The sequence below is a fragment of the Roseicella aerolata genome (genome assembly GCF_020523605.1).
GTDB lineage: Bacteria > Pseudomonadota > Alphaproteobacteria > Acetobacterales > Acetobacteraceae > Paracraurococcus > Paracraurococcus aerolatus.
In genome coordinates this window covers 14520-31774 of the sequence record NZ_JAJAQI010000043.1, presented here as the reverse complement: position 1 = coordinate 31774, position 17255 = coordinate 14520, and the positions used below count along the sequence as shown (strand labels likewise).

General features: G+C 72.4%; 15 protein-coding genes. 10 read left to right on the top strand and 5 right to left on the bottom strand.

All coding sequences use genetic code 11. The features are described 5' to 3' along the window. The 3 genes from rnr (at window position 1) to rpmG (ending at window position 4064) form a co-directional block, all read left to right on the top strand. Window positions 1-2226 (top strand): ribonuclease R, encoded by a 2226-nt coding sequence (rnr, locus tag LHA35_RS22265; RefSeq protein WP_226612177.1) that lies wholly within the window; start codon window positions 1-3, stop codon window positions 2224-2226. Window positions 2227-2231: 5 nt separating this feature from the next. After that, complete coding sequence (locus LHA35_RS22260; RefSeq protein ID WP_226612175.1) at window positions 2232-3719, top strand: S41 family peptidase; 1488 nt, start codon at window positions 2232-2234, stop codon at window positions 3717-3719. 177 nt (window positions 3720-3896) lie between these two features. Next, window positions 3897-4064, top strand: a complete 168-nt coding sequence (gene rpmG / locus LHA35_RS22255; protein WP_226612173.1) for a 50S ribosomal protein L33 — start codon at window positions 3897-3899, stop codon at window positions 4062-4064. Between the two features lie 231 nt (window positions 4065-4295). Here rpmG and LHA35_RS22250 read toward each other — a convergent pair whose 3' ends face one another. Then, window positions 4296-5684: a PleD family two-component system response regulator gene (locus LHA35_RS22250; protein WP_226612171.1), complete on the bottom strand. Its 1389-nt coding sequence runs from the start codon at window positions 5682-5684 to the stop codon at window positions 4296-4298. A 134-nt stretch (window positions 5685-5818) separates the two neighbouring features. Here LHA35_RS22250 and LHA35_RS22245 point away from each other — a divergent pair, with 134 nt between their 5' ends. Next, window positions 5819-6418 (top strand): class I SAM-dependent methyltransferase, encoded by a 600-nt coding sequence (locus LHA35_RS22245; RefSeq protein ID WP_226612169.1) that lies wholly within the window; start codon window positions 5819-5821, stop codon window positions 6416-6418. A 132-nt stretch (window positions 6419-6550) separates the two neighbouring features. Here the strand turns inward: LHA35_RS22245 and LHA35_RS22240 are convergent, their stop codons facing one another. Together LHA35_RS22240 and LHA35_RS28780 are read right to left on the bottom strand one after the other, a co-directional pair. Next, window positions 6551-7189: a VOC family protein gene (locus LHA35_RS22240; protein ID WP_226612167.1), complete on the bottom strand. Its 639-nt coding sequence runs from the start codon at window positions 7187-7189 to the stop codon at window positions 6551-6553. 115 nt (window positions 7190-7304) lie between these two features. Further along, window positions 7305-7427 (bottom strand): hypothetical protein, encoded by a 123-nt coding sequence (locus tag LHA35_RS28780; RefSeq protein WP_264185717.1) that lies wholly within the window; start codon window positions 7425-7427, stop codon window positions 7305-7307. Window positions 7428-7433: 6 nt separating this feature from the next. Between LHA35_RS28780 and LHA35_RS22235 the strand changes: the two genes are divergently transcribed. The 3 genes from LHA35_RS22235 (at window position 7434) to LHA35_RS22225 (ending at window position 9523) form a co-directional block, all read left to right on the top strand. Next, complete coding sequence (locus tag LHA35_RS22235; RefSeq protein WP_226612166.1) at window positions 7434-7871, top strand: hypothetical protein; 438 nt, start codon at window positions 7434-7436, stop codon at window positions 7869-7871. A gap of 41 nt (window positions 7872-7912) precedes the next feature. Then, window positions 7913-8326: a phasin family protein gene (locus tag LHA35_RS22230; RefSeq protein ID WP_226612164.1), complete on the top strand. Its 414-nt coding sequence runs from the start codon at window positions 7913-7915 to the stop codon at window positions 8324-8326. A 105-nt stretch (window positions 8327-8431) separates the two neighbouring features. Beyond that, the gene (locus tag LHA35_RS22225) at window positions 8432-9523 is read left to right on the top strand and encodes an extracellular catalytic domain type 2 short-chain-length polyhydroxyalkanoate depolymerase (protein ID WP_226612162.1); all 1092 of its coding nucleotides are present in this window, start codon (window positions 8432-8434) and stop codon (window positions 9521-9523) included. A gap of 191 nt (window positions 9524-9714) precedes the next feature. Here LHA35_RS22225 and LHA35_RS22220 read toward each other — a convergent pair whose 3' ends face one another. Beyond that, entirely contained in the window at window positions 9715-10269 is a 555-nt protein-coding gene (locus LHA35_RS22220; protein WP_226612154.1) for a thermonuclease family protein, read from the bottom strand. A 177-nt stretch (window positions 10270-10446) separates the two neighbouring features. After that, window positions 10447-11631, bottom strand: a complete 1185-nt coding sequence (locus LHA35_RS22215; protein ID WP_226612152.1) for a pyridoxal-phosphate-dependent aminotransferase family protein — start codon at window positions 11629-11631, stop codon at window positions 10447-10449. Window positions 11632-11901: 270 nt separating this feature from the next. On the opposite strand from LHA35_RS22215, the gene LHA35_RS22210 reads away from it, so the two are divergent. From LHA35_RS22210 to LHA35_RS22200, 3 genes are all read left to right on the top strand, one after another. Further along, window positions 11902-14817: an FAD-binding and (Fe-S)-binding domain-containing protein gene (locus LHA35_RS22210; protein WP_226612150.1), complete on the top strand. Its 2916-nt coding sequence runs from the start codon at window positions 11902-11904 to the stop codon at window positions 14815-14817. Further along, window positions 14814-15389 (top strand): DUF924 family protein, encoded by a 576-nt coding sequence (locus tag LHA35_RS22205; protein ID WP_226612144.1) that lies wholly within the window; start codon window positions 14814-14816, stop codon window positions 15387-15389. Before LHA35_RS22210 ends, LHA35_RS22205 begins: the two co-directional genes overlap by 4 nt. A 129-nt stretch (window positions 15390-15518) precedes the next feature. After that, window positions 15519-17207: a sensor histidine kinase gene (locus tag LHA35_RS22200; RefSeq protein ID WP_226612142.1), complete on the top strand. Its 1689-nt coding sequence runs from the start codon at window positions 15519-15521 to the stop codon at window positions 17205-17207. Window positions 17208-17255: the final 48 nt, after the last annotated feature.

Genomic DNA, 17255 nt, shown 5'->3' with positions numbered 1-17255 from the left:
ATGGCCCGCCGCCCCGCCGGCGGCGCGCCTGCCCGGCCAGCCCGGCGCAAGCCGGGCGGCCCCGAAGCCCCGCTGCCCTCGAAGGAAGCGCTGCGGCGCTTCCTCCAGGCCAGCCCCGGCAAGGTCGGCAAGACCGAGATCGCCCGGCATTTCGGCCTCTCCTCCGACCAGCGCCCCGCCCTGCGGGAATTACTGAAGGCGCTGAAAGCGGAAGGCAGCGCCGCCCCCGCCGGCCGCCGCGGCGTCACCGCGCCCGGCCGCCTGCCGGAGATGGCGGTGATCGAGGTGACCGGCACCGACCCGGATGGCGACCCGATCGCCCGCCCCCTCGGCTGGAAGCCGGAGGAGCAGGGCCGCATGCCGGTGATCTTCATGCGGCCGGAACGCGCCGGGCAGCCGGCCCTGGCGCCGGGCGAGCGGGTGCTGGCCCGCCTGAAGCGGATCGGCGCCGGGAAATATGAGGGCATGACGGTCAAGCGCGTCGGGGGCGCCGCCCCGGCCCGCATCCTCGGGATCTACGAGGAAGGCCGGATCATCCCGACCGACCGCCGCCACAAGGCGGAATGGGCCGTGGCGCCCGGCGAGGCCGGCGGCGCCCATCCCGGCGAGATCGTGCTGGCGGAACCCCTGCCCGGCCGTGCCCTCGGCCTCAGGCCCGCGCGCATCGTCGAACGCCTCGGCCGGCTGGGCGAGGCGAAGTCGATCTCGCTGATCTGCATCCACGCCCATGGCATTCCGGAGATCTTCCCGAGCGAGGCGGTGCTGGAGGCGGAGCGCGCCAGAGGCGTGACCACCCGCGGGCGCGAGGACCTGCGCGACTTCCCTCTCGTCACCATCGATGGCGAGGATGCCCGCGACTTCGATGATGCGGTCTGGGCGGAGCCGGACGGCACCGGCTGGCGCGTGATCGTCGCCATCGCCGATGTGGCGCATTACGTGACGCCCGGCAGCGCGCTGGACCGCGAGGCCTGGGCGCGCGGCAACAGCGTCTACTTCCCCGATCGCGTCGTGCCGATGCTGCCGGAGGCGCTCTCCAACGGCTGGTGCAGCCTGCGCCCGGGCGAGCCGCGCGGCTGCCTCTTCGTCGAGATGCGCTTCGATTCCGGCGGGACGAAGAGCAGCCACCGCTTCGGGCGCGGCATCATGAAGAGCGCGGCGCGCCTGACCTATGAGCAGGTGCAGGCCGCGCATGACGCCGGGGAGGACCCGACCGGCACCGTCGCGCCGCTCTATGGCGCCTTCCGCGCGCTGCTCGCGGCGCGCGACCGGCGCGGCACGCTCGACCTCGACCTGCCGGAGCGGCGCGTCCGCCTCGACGCCGAGGGCCATGTGCTGGCGGTGGAGCCGCGCGCCCGCCTCGACTCGCACCGGCTGATCGAGGAGTTCATGGTCGCCGCCAATGTCTGCGCGGCGGAGGAGCTGGAGCGGATCGGGGCGCCCTGCATGTACCGGGTGCATGACCGCCCTTCCGACCAGAAGCTGGAGGGCCTCCGGCAATTCCTCGACGCCTTCGGCATCTCCCTGCCGCAGGGCGACCGTCTCCATCCGCGCGACTTCGCGCATGTGCTGGAACTGGTGCAGGGAAAGCCGGAGGAGCGGCTGGTGCATGAGACGGTGCTGCGCAGCCAGTCCCAGGCTGCCTATGCGCCGGACAATATCGGCCATTTCGGCCTGGCGCTGGCGCGCTATGCGCATTTCACCAGCCCGATCCGGCGCTACGCCGACCTGCTGGTGCACCGCGCCCTGATCCGCGGCCTGGCGCTCGGGCATGACGGGCTGGAGGAGACCGAGGCGGCGCGCTTCCCCGATACCGGCGAGCATATCACCCAGACCGAGCGCCGCGCCGCTGCGGCCGAGCGCGATGCCGTGGACCGCTATCTTGCGGCATACATGTCGCAGCATGTCGGAGAGGTGTTCGAGGCGCGCATTAGTGGGGTGACACGCTTCGGCCTGTTCGTCACCCTGGAGGCGAATGGCGCGAGCGGAATCGTTCCTCTCGCGTCCCTGCCGGATGATCGATGGACCGAGGACCAGGCCAGGCATGCGCTGTCGGGCCAGCGGACGGGGCTCACCTTCACGCTGGGCCAGGCGGTGGAGGCACGCCTCATCGAGGCGACGCCCCGCACCGGCGGCATGGTCTTCCACCTGATGCAGGGCATGCCCGCCGCCCGGCCGCCGCGTGCCGCCAGGGCAAGGCCCGCGAGGGGCGCAGGCCGCCGCTCCTGACCCTGTTGCTGTTCCTGCTGTTCCCCGCACCGGCGGGGGCGCAGGAGGGCGTCTTCCCGCGCGAGCAGGTGCAGGCGGTGCTGACAGCCGCCATGGGCGCCGTGCTGGAGCGGCACCTGGAACGCGCGACACCGGCCGAGCTCGGCCTCTGGAGCATGCGCGGGCTGGAGGTGCTGGAGCCCGCCCTGCAGACCGAGTTGCAGGGCGGCACCCTGCTGCTCGCGGCGCCGGACCGGTTGCTCTCGACCCGGCCCATGCCGGCGCTGCCCGCCACCGGCCCACCCGAGCTGGCGGCCGGGCCGCTCGCCCTCGCGCTCACCGGCATGTTCGAGGCCGCTTGGCGTGCCTCCCCCGCCCTCCGCCGGGCGGGGCCCGAGCGGATGCTGCGCAGCGCCTTCGAGGAGCTGTTCAATCATCTCGACCCCTACAGCCGCTACATGACGCCGGAGGAGGCCGCCGCGGCGCGCGCCCGCCGCGTCGGGCAGAGCGGCCTTGGCCTGCGTCTCGCCGCGGGGCGGGGCAATGCGGTGCGGATCGCCGCCATCACCGCCGACTCGCCGGCGGCCGAGGCAGGGCTCAGGACCGGCGACCGGGTGCTGGAGGTGGATGGCGTCCCGGTCTCGACCCGCGATCTGGCCGCCGCCGCCGCCCTGCTGGAGGGCCCGGCGGGCACCGAGGTCCAGCTCCGGATCGAGCGCGGCAAGCGCCGCTTCAACGTGCTGCTGCTGCGGAGCACCCTACCGGCCGGGACGCTGCAGGTGCAGCGGCGGGACGACATCCTGTGGGTGCAACTGGAGGGTTTCTCCAGCACCACCGACCTGCACCTGGCCGAAGCGCTGGCCGAGGCCTTCCGCGGCGCCGGGCCGCGCGGGGTGGTGCTCGACCTCCGGGGCAATCGCGGCGGGCTGCTGGGCCAGGCGGTGGCCAGCGCCTTCCTCGCCAATGGCGTGGTGGCGATGACCAGCGGCCGGCATCCGGATGCGGTGCGCAGCTATGTCGCGGCCGGGCCGGACCTGGCGCGCGGCGCGCCGCTGGTGGTGCTGGTGGATGGCCGCACCGCCTCGGCGGCCGAGATCGTGGCGGCGGCGATCGCCGATCGCGGCCGGGGCGTGGTGGTGGGCAGCGCGACGACGGGCAAGGGGCTGATCCAGGCGGTGGTGCCGCTGCCCCATGGCGGGGAGTTGCTGGTCACCTGGTCCCGCGTCCTGGCGCCGCGGGGCTGGCCGATCCAGGGGCTCGGCGTGCTGCCCGCGCTCTGCACCAGCCTCGGCGCGGAGGCGACCGCGGTGGCGCTCGGCCGGCTGCGGCTGGGCGAGGCGCCGATGGGCCGGGTCCTGGCGCGACTGCGGGCGGCCCGGGCGCCGGTGCCGGGCAGCGAGGTGACGGCGCTGCGCAACGCCTGCCCCCCGGCCGAAGGGCGCCCGGCCGATCTGGCGGCCGCCCGCGCCCTGATCGAGCAGCCGGAGGCCTACCGGGCGGCGCTCACGCGCTGAACGGCGCGGCACATGCCCGGAATCGCCGGCACGACGGCATCGCCGGGTGGAATTCCGGGGGTGGCGCATCGCCATCCGGCCCCGAATCGGCAAGCTTCTCCTTGACGTGGCGCCCCCGGCCGCTACTGTCCGGCCCCTTCCGCCAGCCCGGCAGACCGAACACGCGAAGGCTTCGCCATGGCCAAGTCCAACACCATCCAGATCAGGCTCGTCAGCAGCGCCGATACCGGCTTCTTCTACGTGACCAAGAAGAACGTCCGGAACACCACCGCCAAGCTCGAGAAGAAGAAGTACGACCCGGTCGCCCGCAAGCACGTCGTCTTCCGCGAAGCGAAGATCAAGTAGGACAGGCGGCGCCACCGGGCACCCAGACGAGATGCGCCGCATCCTGTCCGGGCACCCGCTGGCGCCGTGGCACATGCCGGATTCGGTGGGCGGCCGGGGCGACCCGGCCGCTTTTCGCGTCCGGGGCATGCCGCTGCAGGTTGCAGGCGGCGACAGCGGACCGGCCTTCATGCCGTCGTCCGCGACCCGCTGCGGGGGCCGCCGGGACGCCTCCCTCGGCGGCGCCCGGCATCAACCCGCCGCCGGGGCCTCCGGCGGCGCGGCGATGAAATCCCCCGGCACCGCCTGCTCCACGCGGTTCCGCCCGGCCGCCTTGGCGCGATAGAGCGCGGCATCGGCGGCGGCGATGGCACCCGGCACGGAACAGCCGACCGGCGCGATCGCCAGCCCGATGCTGACGGTGACGGGCAGCAGGCTCGGCCCGATCGAGATGGGATCGTTGCTCAGCGCAAGGCGCAGCCGCTCCGCCACCATCGCGGCATAGTCGGTCGGCGCGCCGGCCAGCACCACCATGAACTCCTCGCCGCCATAGCGCGCCAGCACATCCGCGGCGCGCAGGTGGGATTTCAGCCGCTCCGCCACCTCCTTCAGCGCCATGTCCCCGGCGGCATGGCCATGGATGTCGTTGATCGACTTGAAGCGGTCGACATCCAGCAGCATCACCGCCGCGTCCGAGCCGCGCAGCACCCCATCCAGGTGCCGCCGGACATAGCGCCGGTTGCGCAGCCCGGTCAGCGGGTCGGTGACCGCCAGTTCCAGCGAGCGGTCGAGGTCGTCCCGCAGCCGCTCCTGGTACCATTTGCGGCGGACCTGATTGCGGGCGCGGGCGCGCAACTCGTTCGGGTCGATCGGCCGCAGCACATGGTCGCTCGCGCCGAGGTCGAAGCCCCGCAGCACCAGGCCGCGCTGGGCGGCATCGGCGGCGAGCAGCACCGGCAGGTCACGCGTCGCCGCCTCGGCCCGCAGCCGCGAGGCGAGGCGCAGCACATCCCCGCCTTCCTTCGACAGGCACAGCACCGCCAGGTCGAACCGGCCTTCCAGCAGGGCGACCCGCGCCGCCTCGGGCCGCGTCTCCTGCTGCACCGCGATGCCATCCGTCGCCAGCGCCCCGGCGATCCGGGCGGCCTCCCCGGCATCCTCGGACAGGACGAGCGCCCGGGCGCCCTCGATGGTGGCGAGCGGCTCGGGCGGCGGCTCGATGCCGAGCTGGCGGGCGGCGTCGCTGCGCTGCCGCCAGGCATCGAGCACCTGCTTCACGCGCAGCAGGGCCCGCAGCCGGCCGAACATGGTGGCATCGTCCACCGGCTTGGAGAGGAAGTCGTCGGCGCCCGCTTCCAGGCCGCGCACGCGCTCGGCCTGGTCGATCAGCGCGGTCACCATCACCACGGGCAGGTGGGCGGTCTGCGCATCCGCCTTCAGCCGGCGGCAGACCTCATAGCCGTCCATGCCCGGCATCATGACGTCGAGCAGGATGACATCGGGCGACCAGCGCGCCGCCATGGCCAGCGCCTCCGGCCCGTTCGAGGCCAGCGCGACCTCGTAGTATTCGGCCAGCAGCTTCGCCTCGAGCAGGCGGAGATTCGCCTGGATGTCATCCACCACCAGGATGCGCGCGGTCATATGACGGCACCGTGAAATCCAGCCGCGGTGCTCGTCACGGAACCGCGCAGGGCCTTCGCTGCCTTTTTCGCTACCCCTAGAGAAACGGCCTGCCGGGCATCTCCGGCTGCGACGGGACGAGAATGGAGAGCGGCATGTCGGAATTGATGGCGGAGAGGCAGGGCGCGCAGCGGAAGACGAGCAATGCAGCCCTCTTCTTCAAACGCTGGCTCGCCAACCCGTTGCAGATGGGATCCGTCATCCCGTCCTCCCCCAGCCTCTGCAACCGCATCGCCGGCCTGGTGACGCGCGACCCGGATGAGGTGGTGCTGGAACTCGGCGCCGGGACGGGCGTGGTCTCGCGCGCCCTGCTGGCGGCCGGCGTGCCGGCCGAGAAGCTGGTGGTGGTCGAGATCGTGCCGGAAATGGCCAGTCACCTGCGCGAGGTCCTTCCGGGAGTGAAGGTGATCTGCGGCGACGCCTTCGAACTGGCGCGCACCCTGCCGGAGCGGCTGCACGGCAAGGTCGGCACCGCGATCTGCGGCATTCCGCTGGTGCTCCTGCCGCTTGCGCAACAGCAGCGCTTCGTCGATGCGGTCGAGGCGGTGGCGCCGGGGCGCGGCTTCCTGCTCTATACCTATTGCATCACCTCGCCCCTGCCATACGGCAAGCTGGCCCTGCACGCCCGGCGCGAGGCCTGGACGCCCTTCAACTTCCCACCCGCCAGCGTCTGGCGGTATCAGCCTGTACGATAGGGGCCGCATGCGCCTCGCCCGTGAGGTAAAGCCGGCAGGCGGTCCGCCACTGGCCGGTGCAGGAGCCCTCTAGCACACACGCGGCACCGGGATGAAGGCGCGCCGGCATGCCGGCGCGCGCCAATCCGGAACTCAGCCGCTGCTGAGCGCCACCTCCTGCCCATCCGCCCGGCGCAGCCGGGCGACCAGCCGGATATGCGGGCTGCGGCGCACCCGCACCGCCTCCTCCAGGCCCCGCTCGGCAAGCGAACCCTTCACCGCCTCGGCATCCGGGTGCTCCGCCTCCAGCGCCAGCAGCCGCACATGGCTGTCCGGGATGCGTGAGGAGGCGCCCTCCCCCTTCCACTCGATCAGGGCGGGGATCAGGTTGTCCATGTCCTGCCGCTGGGGCGGGAAGGCCATGCGCCAGGAGAGGTCGCCGCGGCTCATCTCCCGCACCTCGCCGGCCCGGGGGCCGAGGCGGGCGACCACCGCATCCAGCACCGGGGTGCGCGCCACCCAGGCGATCAGCCGCGGCTCCGCCTCCAGCATCACCTTCACCGCGGGGTCATCGAGGTCGAAGAGCCGGCCATGCTGCGGGTCCGGCTGGCTGGGATCGGGGGCGATCACCTCGAGATAGGTTCCCCGGCCAAGGCCGAGCAGCATGTTGTGTGTGCCGAAGCCCTCATGCCGCCCACCCGCGCGCGGCTTCACGCCGAGATGCTGCTCGATGAAAGCCGCGCCTTCCTCGAGCGTCCGTGCGCCCAGCACGATGTGGTCGATCTCGGCCATCCTGTCTCCCCTTGCCGCCGCGACGCTGCCCCGGGCCCGCCATGGGCCCCGGGCGTGGTTTCGGCGCGAATTCGCGCCGGCGGGCCCTCCGCCCCCCGGCGATCCGCTCCGGCGGTCAACGCACCGCGAATTGCGTCCTGCCGAACATCGCCTCGCGCGCCGCATCGGCCATGGAGCCCCGACGCCGGCTCTCGGCCGGCACCTGGACGCCAAGCTGCACCGCGGGGCGCGCGGCCATGGCATCATGCCAACGCTGCAGATGCGGGTAATGCGCCAGATCAATTCCGCGACGATCCGGATCTGCATCCAGGGGAAGGCGCGGATTTCGGCCATGGAGCAGCCTTCCCCCGCCAGGTGGAGGCTGGCCGGGCGCCGTTTGCCGGGCTGCCGGGCGACCGCCTTCGTGGAAGGCTCGACCGCATCGGGGATCGGCGCCGGCGCATGGCTGGCGGAATGGCTTCGATATCGGAATACCGGACCGGCACCGCCCAACCGGACCACGGCGCGTACGGGCGCGTACGGGCCTGGCCTTCGAAAGCCGCGGGGCGCCCGGGCGCGAATGGCCGGCTCTTGCCGTGGAGGTCACCGGGCCGAATACAGCTTTGTAAAACAAGGAAAATTTCCGTCTATTTGTGAAATGGACTTGCCGGTTGTGCGCTGCGGCAAGGTATTCTGGCCGTGATCCGGCAGCCTGCCGGCACGTCTTCCGGAGCCGTCACTCCCATGTCCAGCAGCCTCTTCCCCTCCATCAGCAGCCTTCCTGCCGGCACCGTCGTCTCCGCCCTCATGGCGATCCAGATGAAAAATCTGGACGCCCTGGTCGCGGTGCAGAAGATGGCGATGGAGGGCCTCGGCGCCCTGGCGAGGCAGCAGCAGGAGATGCTGGCGGCCAGGCTGACGCAGGCCGCTGCCCTGCCTGACACGCTGACAGAGGCCGATCCGCGCATCGTCCTCGCCCGGCCCTTCGATGCCGTGAAGACCGCCATCCTGGACGGCACGGCCCAGGCGAACCTGCTCGGCGAACTGGCCGCGCGCTCGGGCGCCGAGGTGGCCGGCCTCCTGCAGGAGCGCTTCCTCTCCGCCCTGGACGAGGCCAAGGCCGCGCTGCTGCAGGCCGTCCCCGCCACCAGGGACTGACCGGCCGCGCGCCGCCCGGGCGGAACCCGCCGGGGCGGCGAATCGCTGGGGCCGATGCTCCACGGGATCGGCCGGCCGCCGTCCCTTCCCCCGGGAGATGTCGTGATGCGGCTGCGAACCCTCCTGCTGGCCCTGGTGCTCAGCCTCATGCAGGCCGGCAAGGCGTCTGCCGCCGACCGGCTGGGCCGCTACCCCGTGGATCCGGCACAGGTCTCGGTGGCCGGCATCTCCTCCGGCGCCTTCATGGCGAACCAGCTCCACATCGCGCATTCGGCCGACATCATGGGGGCCGGCCTGGTGGCGGGCGGGCTGTATGGCTGCGCGGTGCTGCGCGCCGACGATTCCGGCATCACCGCCCTCGCCAGCCTCGCCACCGGCGCCTGCATGCGGGCGCCCGCCCGGCTGCTGCCGGCCGCGACCTATGCCGCACGGATCCGGCGCTTCGCCGCGCTGGGCTGGATCGATCCCGTGGAGACTCTCGGGCGCAGCCGGCTCTACGCCTTCACCGGCCGGTCGGACACCGTGGTGCATCCGGAGACGGTGCGGCGCGCCGTCGCGGTCTACGGGCTGCTCGGGCTGCCGACGGCCGCAACCAGCTTCAGTGACGGCGCGCTGGCCGCGGGGCATGGCTGGGTGACCCAATCCTATGGCATGGCCTGCGGCGACACCCGCCCGCCCTACATCAATGATTGCGACTACGACCAGGCGCAGCAGGTGCTGCAGACCCTCTACGGACCGCTGGAGGCCGCGGCGACGCAGCCATCCGGCCGCCTCATCGCCTTCGACCAGACGGAATTCGCGCCGGGCGGCGACGCGGCGGGCCATGGGCTCTGGCATACCGGGCAGCTCTACCTGCCGGCCGCCTGCGAGGCAGCCGGGGCGAATTGCCGGCTGCACATGCTGATGCATGGCTGCCAGCAATCCGCGCAGGTGATGGGCGACCGTTTCTACCGGAATATCGGCATCAACGAATGGGCCGACACGAACCGGATCGTGGTGCTGTACCCGCAGGCCCGGTCGGTCAGCGTGGCGGATTTCCGCCGCCCCCGGCCGACCGACCTGTTCCAGGTGAATCCGGAGGGCTGCTGGAATTGGTGGGGCTACGCCTATGACAGCCGCTACCTGTTCAAGGACGGGGTGCAGGTCCGCGCCCTGTGGGAGATGGTGCAGCGGGTGACGGGGCGGGCGAATCGCTAGAGCGGATCGCGGACGGGCATGGACGCCCGCGAGGGTGAAGCTTTTCTACAACCAATGACCTGCAGCGGATCGGCATTCAGTTCCGAACGCCATCCGCCATCGGCCGGACCGGGATCCTGGCCGGACGCGCCGGCCTTTGGGCGGGCGCGGGTTGCCGATCCGCCGTTGCGCGGCCGGCGGCGGGGCGCGGCTCAGCCCGGCGCCGGGACCCGCGCGGGTGGCCTGCGCTGCCGGGGCGGCGATGCCTCGCGCCGCCGCTCTGCCGCGGGTTGCCGCCGCCACTCCCAGGGCGGCGTGCGGTCGGCCTCCGGCAGGGCCCAGAGGCCGCGTTTCGCGGCACGCGCCTCGGCCTGCGCTCGCACCAGCGCAGGATCATCGGTATAGCGGCGATCGACCCAGGCGGCGCCGCGCCGCACCATGTCCAGGTTCAGCTTGCGCTCGCCGGCATAGACCTGGCCGATGGCCCGACCGTAGCGGTCGGTGTCCTCCACGATGACCGCGACCTGCTTCCGGTAGGCGAGATCGGCGAGCGCCTGCCGGGCCTTGCGGCCATAGGGCTGGCCGCGCTCCGGCGTGTCGATATCGGCAAGCCGGACCTTCTTCTGCTGCAGGTCCCGGGTCAGCAGGGTCAGGGTGTCGCCATCGGTGATGCCGACCACCCTGCCCTTGAGCTCCTCGGCGGACAGGGCGGTGGCGAGCAGCAGGCCGGCGAGGCCGAGCAGGCTGCCCCGGAGAAAGGGAGGCATCCTGCATAGATAGCCAAATTCACAATACGAAGCGATGCCCGGCGCGGATCGCGGACGGGCGTGACCCTGCCCGGCAATCCCCAATCCGCAGCGGGTGGGACTTCGCGCCGCACCCGCCGCGCCGTCATGCGCTGCCCCCGCCGCGGGCCGCGCCGGCGGGCCGGCGCGGCCGCGCCCTCAGGCATTGCCGTTCAGATAGGCCATCGCCGCCTGCACGCCCCCCGCCTTGTGCGGCACGCCGGAGGCGGCCAGGCCCATCTCCACCCCGCCCAGCGTGCCGATCAGGGCAAGCGGACCGAAATCGCCGAGATGGCCGATGCGGAACACCCGGTCGTTCAGCCGGCCGAGGCCGTTGCCGAGCGACATGTTGAACTTCTCCAGGATCACGCCGCGCAGCGCATTGGCGCTGTGCCCTTCCGGCAGCCGCACCGCCGTCAGGGAGGAGGAGTAGTGCCGCGGCTCCTCGCACTGGATCTCGAGGCCCCAGGCGCGCACGGCGCGGCGGGTCGCCTCGGCGAAGCGGTCGTGGCGGGCGAAGACCTCGTCCAGCCCCTCCTCCAGCAGCATGTCCACTGCCGCATCCAGCCCGTAGAGCAGGTTGGTCGCGGGTGTGTAGGGGAAGTAGCCGGTGGCGTTCGCCGCCAGCATCGGCCGCCAGTCCCAGAAGCTGCGCGGCAGCTTCGCCGTCTCCGCCGCCTTCAGCGCCTTCTGGCTGACGGCGTTGAAGGACAGGCCCGGCGGCAGCATCAGCCCCTTCTGGCTGCCGGCCACCGTGACATCCACGCCCCACTCGTCATGCCGGTAGTCGATGGAGCCGAGCGAGCTGATGGTGTCCACCAGCAGCAGCGCCAGATGGCCGGCGGCGTCGATCGCGCGGCGCACCTCATCGATGCGGGAGGTGCAGCCGGTGCTCGTCTCGTTGTGGACGACGCAGACAGCCTTGATCTCGTGCGCCTTGTCCTCGCGCAGCGCCGCCTCGATCGCCGGGACATCGGCGCCGCGGCGCCAGTCGGTCGGGAGGAACTGCGCCTTGAGGCCGAGGCGGTCCGCCATCTCCTGCCAGAGATGCGCGAACCAGCCGGTCTCGCACATCAGCACGCGGTCGCCGGGCGAGAGGGTGTTGGTCAGCGCGGCTTCCCAGGCGCCGGTGCCGGAGGCGGGGTAGATCACCACCGGCCCCTCGGTCTTGAAGACCGCCCGCACCTTCTCCAGCAACTGCTTGCCGAACCGGCCGAAATCCGGCCCGCGATGGTCCATGGTCGGGTTGTCCATGGCGCGCAGCACGCGGTCGGGCACGTTGGTCGGGCCCGGGATCTGCAGGAAGTGCCGGCCGGCGACGGGCTTCGACTGGTAATAGGCCATGGCTGCGGTTCCTTGTCTGTCTGGCCGGCCGCGTCACGGCGCCAGATGCCTGGCGCCCCGCCGATCGGTCGGCCTTCCTCGGGGTCCTGTCGGGGCCGGTTGGGGGCCTGGGGCCTCGCCGGCGGCGATGTCGGGGCGGTTATGGCGCCGATCCATCCGGAAGCGCCAATGAGAAGGCCTTCTAGGATTGATGAGCATTATAGATCGGACAGAGGGCGCGCGCGGCACTACATGAGGGGCAACACCCCCACTACCAGCCCGGATTCCGGAATGAACGCCTTCACCATCCCCAAGGACCGCATCGGCGACAGCCGCCTGGCCGAGCGCCTGCGGCGGGAGACGCAGGGCGAGGTGCTCTGGACCCCCGGCGACCGCGGCCGCTACGCGACGGATGCCAGCATCTACCAGGTGGAGCCGGTGGGCGTGCTGGTCCCCCGCAGCATCGCGGATGTCGAGGCGGCGATGGCCATCTGCCGGGAGGCGGGCGTGCCCGTCCTGCCCCGCGGCGGCGGCACCAGCCAGTGCGGCCAGACTGTCAACCGCGCGCTGGTCATCGACTGCACGAAATACCTGCGCAATGTGGTCGCGGTGGAGCCCGAGGCGCGCACCGCGACGGTCCAGCCCGGCATCGCCCTCGGCGCGCTGAACGAGGCGCTGAAGAAGCACGGGCTGTTCTTCCCGGTCGATCCCTCCACCTGGGCCCGCTGCACCATCGGCGGCATGGCCGGCAACAACTCCTGCGGCAGCAAGTCCATCCGCTACGGGCTGATGGCGGACAATGTCCTCGGCATCGACGCGCTGCTGGCCGATGGCAGCCGCTTCCGCTTCGCCGACCTCCCCGACAATCTGGGCGCCGATATCCCCTCCGGCATCGCCGAGCTGATCCAGCGCCTGCGTGCCCTCGGCGCGCGGGAGGCCGAGGAGATCGCCGCCCGCTTCCCCGACCAGCTCCGCCGCGTCGGCGGCTACAACCTCGATGCCCTGACCCCCGCGGCGCGCGCCGCCGGGCGGGGCAGCCTGGCGCGGCTGCTGGTGGGCAGCGAGGGGACGCTGGCCTTCTCCGCCGCGCTCGACCTCAGGCTCTGGCCGATCAAGCCGCGCAAGGCGCTCGGCATCTGCCAGTTCCCCACCTTCCGCGCCGCCATGGCGGCGTCCCAGCACCTGGTGACGCTGGACCCGGAGGCGGTGGAGCTGGTGGACCGGACGATGATCGATCTCGGCCGATCCATCCCGATCTACCGCGCGACCATCGACCGCATGGTCGTCGGCGAGCCCGACTCGCTGCTCATCGTCGAGTTCCACGGGCAGGAGGACGCGCCGCTCGCCGCCGCGCTCGACCGGCTCGAGGAGATGATGGCCGATCTCGGCTATCCCGGCAGCGTCGTGCGCTGCATCGATGCCGGCTTCCAGGCGGCGGTCGCCGAAGTGCGCGAGGCTGGGCTCAACATCATGATGAGCATGAAGGGGGACGGGAAGCCGGTCTCCTTCATCGAGGACTGCGCCGTCGCCCTGCCCGATCTCGCCGACTACACCGAGCGGCTGAACGGCGTCTTCGAGAAGCACGGCACCAGGGGCACCTGGTATGCCCATGCCAGCGTCGGCTGCCTGCATGTCCGCCCCGTCCTGAACATGAAGGACCCGGGCGATGTGCGGAAGATGCGCGAGATCGCCGAGGAATGCTTCGCGCTGGTCCGCGAGTACAAGGGCAGCCATTCCGGCGAGCATGGCGACGGCATCGTCCGTTCCGAGTTCAACGAGCCGATGTTCGGCCCGCGCATCGCCCGCGCCTTCGAGCAGGTGAAGGACGCCTTCGATCCTGCCGGCCTGCTCAATCCCGGCCGCGTCGTGCGCGCGCCGAAGATGGATGACCGCACCCTGTTCCGGTACCACCCGGACTATGCCGCCGACCCGTCGGTGACGCCGGTGCTCGACTGGTCCGCCTGGCCAGGGCCCCAGGGCGGGTTCCTCGGCGCGGTCGAGATGTGCAACAACAACGGGACCTGCCGGAAATTCGACGCCGGCACGATGTGCCCAAGCTACCGCGCCACGCGGGACGAGCAGCACCTGACCCGCGGCCGCGCCAACACGCTCCGCCTCGCGTTGACGGGCCAGCTTGGCCCGGATGCGCTGGCCTCGGAGGAGGTGCATGCGGCGCTCAGGCTCTGCGTTTCCTGCAAGGGCTGCCGGCGCGAATGCCCCACGGGCGTGGACATGGCGAAGATGAAGATCGAGGCCATGGCGGCCCGGGCCCGGAAGCATGGGATCAATGCCAAGGACCGGCTGATCGCGACGCTGCCGCGCTGGGCGCCCTTCGCCAGCATGGCGCCCTTCCTCGCCAATGCGCGGGACCGCATCCCCGGCCTTGCCGGCCTCTCGGAGCGCCTCTTCGGCTTCGCCGCCGGGCGCAGCCTGCCGCGCTTCCGACACGACGCCTTCCATGACGCGGAGCTGCCGGCGCCAGACGGACGGAAAGGCGAGGTCATCCTCTTCCCGGACGTCTTCAACCGCTATTTCGAGCCGGCGAATCTCCGCGCCGCCGCCCGCGTGCTGCAGGCCGCGGGCTACCGCGTCGCCGTCGCCCGGCCGCCGAAGGGCGCCCGGCCGCTGGACGAGGGCCGCACCCTGCTCGCCGCCGGCTTGGTCGAGGAGGCGCGCGCCGAGGCCCGCCGCACGCTGGAGGCGCTCTCGGCCTTCCCCTCCCCCGTCATCGGCATCGAGCCTTCCTCCCTGCTCACGCTGCGCGACGAGTTCCCTGCCCTGCTGCCGGGCGAGGCGTCCCGCGCGCTGGCCGACCGCGCCCTGCTGCTGTCCGAGTTCCTGGCGCGCGAGAGGCCGAAGCTCAGCCTGAAACCGGTCGCCCCGGCCGCGCATATCCACGGCCATTGCCACCAGAAGAGCTTCGGCGCCTTCCCGGCCGCGGTCGCCATGCTCTCCCTGGTGCCCGGGCTGAAGGTGACGCCGATCACCTCCTCCTGCTGCGGCATGGCCGGCAGTTTCGGCTATGAGGCGGAGAACCTGGAGGTCTCCAAGGCCATGGCCGAACTCTCCCTGCTGCCGGCGGTGCGCGCCGCCCCGGCGGACCACCTGATCGTCGCCGACGGCACTTCCTGCCGCCACCAGATCGCCGATCTTTCGGGGCGGGAGGCGCTGCACAGCGTGCGCGTGCTGGAGAGGGCGCTGGCATGACGGCACCCGCGGACATCCTGGACTTCTGGTTCGGCGCAGACCTCGCCGCCTGGCAGCCGCGGTGGTTCGTGGTGGACCCGGCCTTCGATGCCGGGATCCGCAGCCGCTTCGGCACCCTGCTGGCCCCGGCGCGGGAGGGCACTTTCGATGCCTGGGGCGCGACGCCGGAGGGCGCGCTTGCCCTCTGCCTCGTGCTCGACCAGTTCCCGCGCAACCTGCATCGCGGCACGCCGGAGGCCTTCGCCTCCGACGCCCATGCCCGGACCGTCGCCCGGCAGGCGGTGCTGCGCGACCGCCACGACCTCCGCCTGCCCGCGACCGCGCGCTGCTTCCTCTACCTGCCCTTCGAGCATTCGGAGGACCCGGCCGACCAGGACCTCTCGGTCGCGCTCTTCGAGGGGCTGCGGGACGACCCCATCCATGCCGCCCCGGGCGGCAGCATCGACTATGCCTGGCGGCACCGCGCCGTCATCCGCCGCTTCGGCCGTTTTCCGCACCGCAACGCCGCGCTCGGGCGGGCGAACACCCCGCAGGAGGCCGCCTACCTGGCCCTGCCCGGCGCAGGCTTCTGACACTCGCATTGGTTGTGGCGACGCCGAACATACAACTTTTAGTGAAGCCGCCCGGCATGGCGGTTCCAAATGCCCCGCCCACGCCTTCATGCCAGGGCAAGCTTGGCATGGCGGTGGCGGTCAACGGCATTGAGATTCCCGACAACGGTATTCCCAAGATCGACCCCGACCCTGCGCGGCCGCCTGCTGCTGCTGGTCGCGGCCGTCGCCCTGCCCCTGCTCACCCTGGCCGCCCTGGCGGTCTGGCAGGCCTATGACGGCGAGCGCACCCATATCGGGGAGCAACTGACCACCCAGGCCCGTGTCATGGCTTTCTCCATCGACCGGGAATTCGACCGGGCGGAGGCGCTGCTGCGCCTGCTCGGCACCGCCCCCACGCTCCGCGACGGCGACTTCACCGCCTTCGAGGCACAGATGCGTGCCCTGTCCGAGGCGCAATTCGATGGCGAGCACCTTTCCCTGACCACGCCGGACGGCACGCAGATGATCAACACCGCCTGGCCGCCCGGCACCCGCCGGCCGGGCGCCCTGAGCTCGGCCGCGGCACGGGAGACGCTGGCCACCGACCGGACGGTGATCTCCGACCTCTATACGGGCATCGCGACCGGCAGGCCGACGGTCGGCGTGGTGGTGCCGGTGCCGGGGCCTGAGGGTTTGCCGCCCGCCGCCTATGCCCTGAACGCCACCCTGCCCCTGCCACGGCTCGCCCGGGTGCTGACGGAGCAGGGCGTGGCGGCAGGCCGGGCCGCGGCGGTGCTCGACCGCGCCGGTCGGGTCGTGGCCCGGACCCACCGGCCGGAGGAGACGGTCGGCCTGGCCGCCGTACCGGTGGTCCTGCGGGCCATCACCGCCCCAGGCGCCGCGCCGGCGCAGTTGATCGAATCCCCGACGCTGGATGGCGTCCCCTCCGTCATCGCGCTCGGCCGGGCGCCGCGCTCCGGCTACTGGGTCGCGCTGGCGGCGCCGGAGGCGGCCTTCAGCGAGCCCCTCCGCACCGCCCTGGCGCAGTTGCTGGCGATCGGCGCGGCGCTGCTGGCGGCCGGCCTCGCGCTTGCCTTCGCCCTGGCCCGGCAGGTGCGCGCCTCGCTGCGGGTGCTCGCCCAGCTCGGCACCACCGGCGCACCGGCCCCGCAGCCGGCCGGGCTGCGGGAGGTGGACGATGTCGCGGCGGCGCTGGCGGCGGCCGAGCGGCGGCGGCGGGTCTTGGTGGCGGAGTTGAACCACCGCGTGAAGAACGTGCTCGCCACCGTGCAATCGGTTGCCCTGCAGACCCTGAAAGGCCGCAGTGGCGATGTCGCCGGCTTCGCCAGCGCACTGACCGGCAGGCTGCGGGCGCTCGCCGCGGCGCATGACCTGATCACCGCCGGCTCCTGGGAAGCCGCGCCGGTCGGCGCGGTGCTGCACGGCGGGCTGGCGCCCTGGCTGTCGCCGGATGGGGCGGAGGCGCGGATCCGGATCGAGGCGCCGGCTGCCGCCGCGCGGATCGGGCCGCTGCAGGCCCAGACGCTGGTGCTCGCGCTGAACGAGCTGGCCATGAATGCGGTGAAGCATGGCGCCCTGTCAGCTCCGCGCGGTGAGGTGACATTGCGCTGCACGGAGGACCTCGGGGGGACGCTGGCGGTCGAATGGACCGAGAGAGGCGGCCCGGCCTTGCCGGGCGCGCCGGACCGGCAGGGCTTCGGCACGCGGCTGCTGCGCCGGGCGCTGGCGCAGGATCTCGGGCCGGGCAGCACGGTGGCGCTGGATTTCGCGCCCCAGGGCCTGCACGCGCGGATCACCTTCCGCCCGGGTGTCGAACCCGGACGACCGGCCAGCTGAGTTCGGGGTGCGACGCGACGGACCGGGGCGGAAGGCCGATTTGTGCAC

Excerpts from the sequence above, each read along its gene's own strand:
- LHA35_RS22245 (WP_226612169.1), top strand. The coding sequence starts at position 5,819 with ATGTCGGAATTGATGGCGGAGAGGCAGGGCGCGCAGCGGAAGACGAGC.
- LHA35_RS22215 (WP_226612152.1), bottom strand. The coding sequence starts at position 11,631 with ATGGCCTATTACCAGTCGAAGCCCGTCGCCGGCCGGCACTTCCTGCAG.
- rpmG (WP_226612173.1), top strand. The coding sequence starts at position 3,897 with ATGGCCAAGTCCAACACCATCCAGATCAGGCTCGTCAGCAGCGCCGAT.
- rnr (WP_226612177.1), top strand. The coding sequence starts at position 1 with ATGGCCCGCCGCCCCGCCGGCGGCGCGCCTGCCCGGCCAGCCCGGCGC.
- LHA35_RS22210 (WP_226612150.1), top strand. The coding sequence starts at position 11,902 with ATGAACGCCTTCACCATCCCCAAGGACCGCATCGGCGACAGCCGCCTG.
- LHA35_RS28780 (WP_264185717.1), bottom strand. The coding sequence starts at position 7,427 with ATGGCCGCGCGCCCCGCGGTGCAGCTTGGCGTCCAGGTGCCGGCCGAG.
- LHA35_RS22250 (WP_226612171.1), bottom strand. The coding sequence starts at position 5,684 with ATGACCGCGCGCATCCTGGTGGTGGATGACATCCAGGCGAATCTCCGC.
- LHA35_RS22235 (WP_226612166.1), top strand. The coding sequence starts at position 7,434 with ATGCCAACGCTGCAGATGCGGGTAATGCGCCAGATCAATTCCGCGACG.
- LHA35_RS22240 (WP_226612167.1), bottom strand. The coding sequence starts at position 7,189 with ATGGCCGAGATCGACCACATCGTGCTGGGCGCACGGACGCTCGAGGAA.
- LHA35_RS22225 (WP_226612162.1), top strand. The coding sequence starts at position 8,432 with ATGCGGCTGCGAACCCTCCTGCTGGCCCTGGTGCTCAGCCTCATGCAG.
- LHA35_RS22220 (WP_226612154.1), bottom strand. The coding sequence starts at position 10,269 with ATGCCTCCCTTTCTCCGGGGCAGCCTGCTCGGCCTCGCCGGCCTGCTG.
- LHA35_RS22230 (WP_226612164.1), top strand. The coding sequence starts at position 7,913 with ATGTCCAGCAGCCTCTTCCCCTCCATCAGCAGCCTTCCTGCCGGCACC.
- LHA35_RS22205 (WP_226612144.1), top strand. The coding sequence starts at position 14,814 with ATGACGGCACCCGCGGACATCCTGGACTTCTGGTTCGGCGCAGACCTC.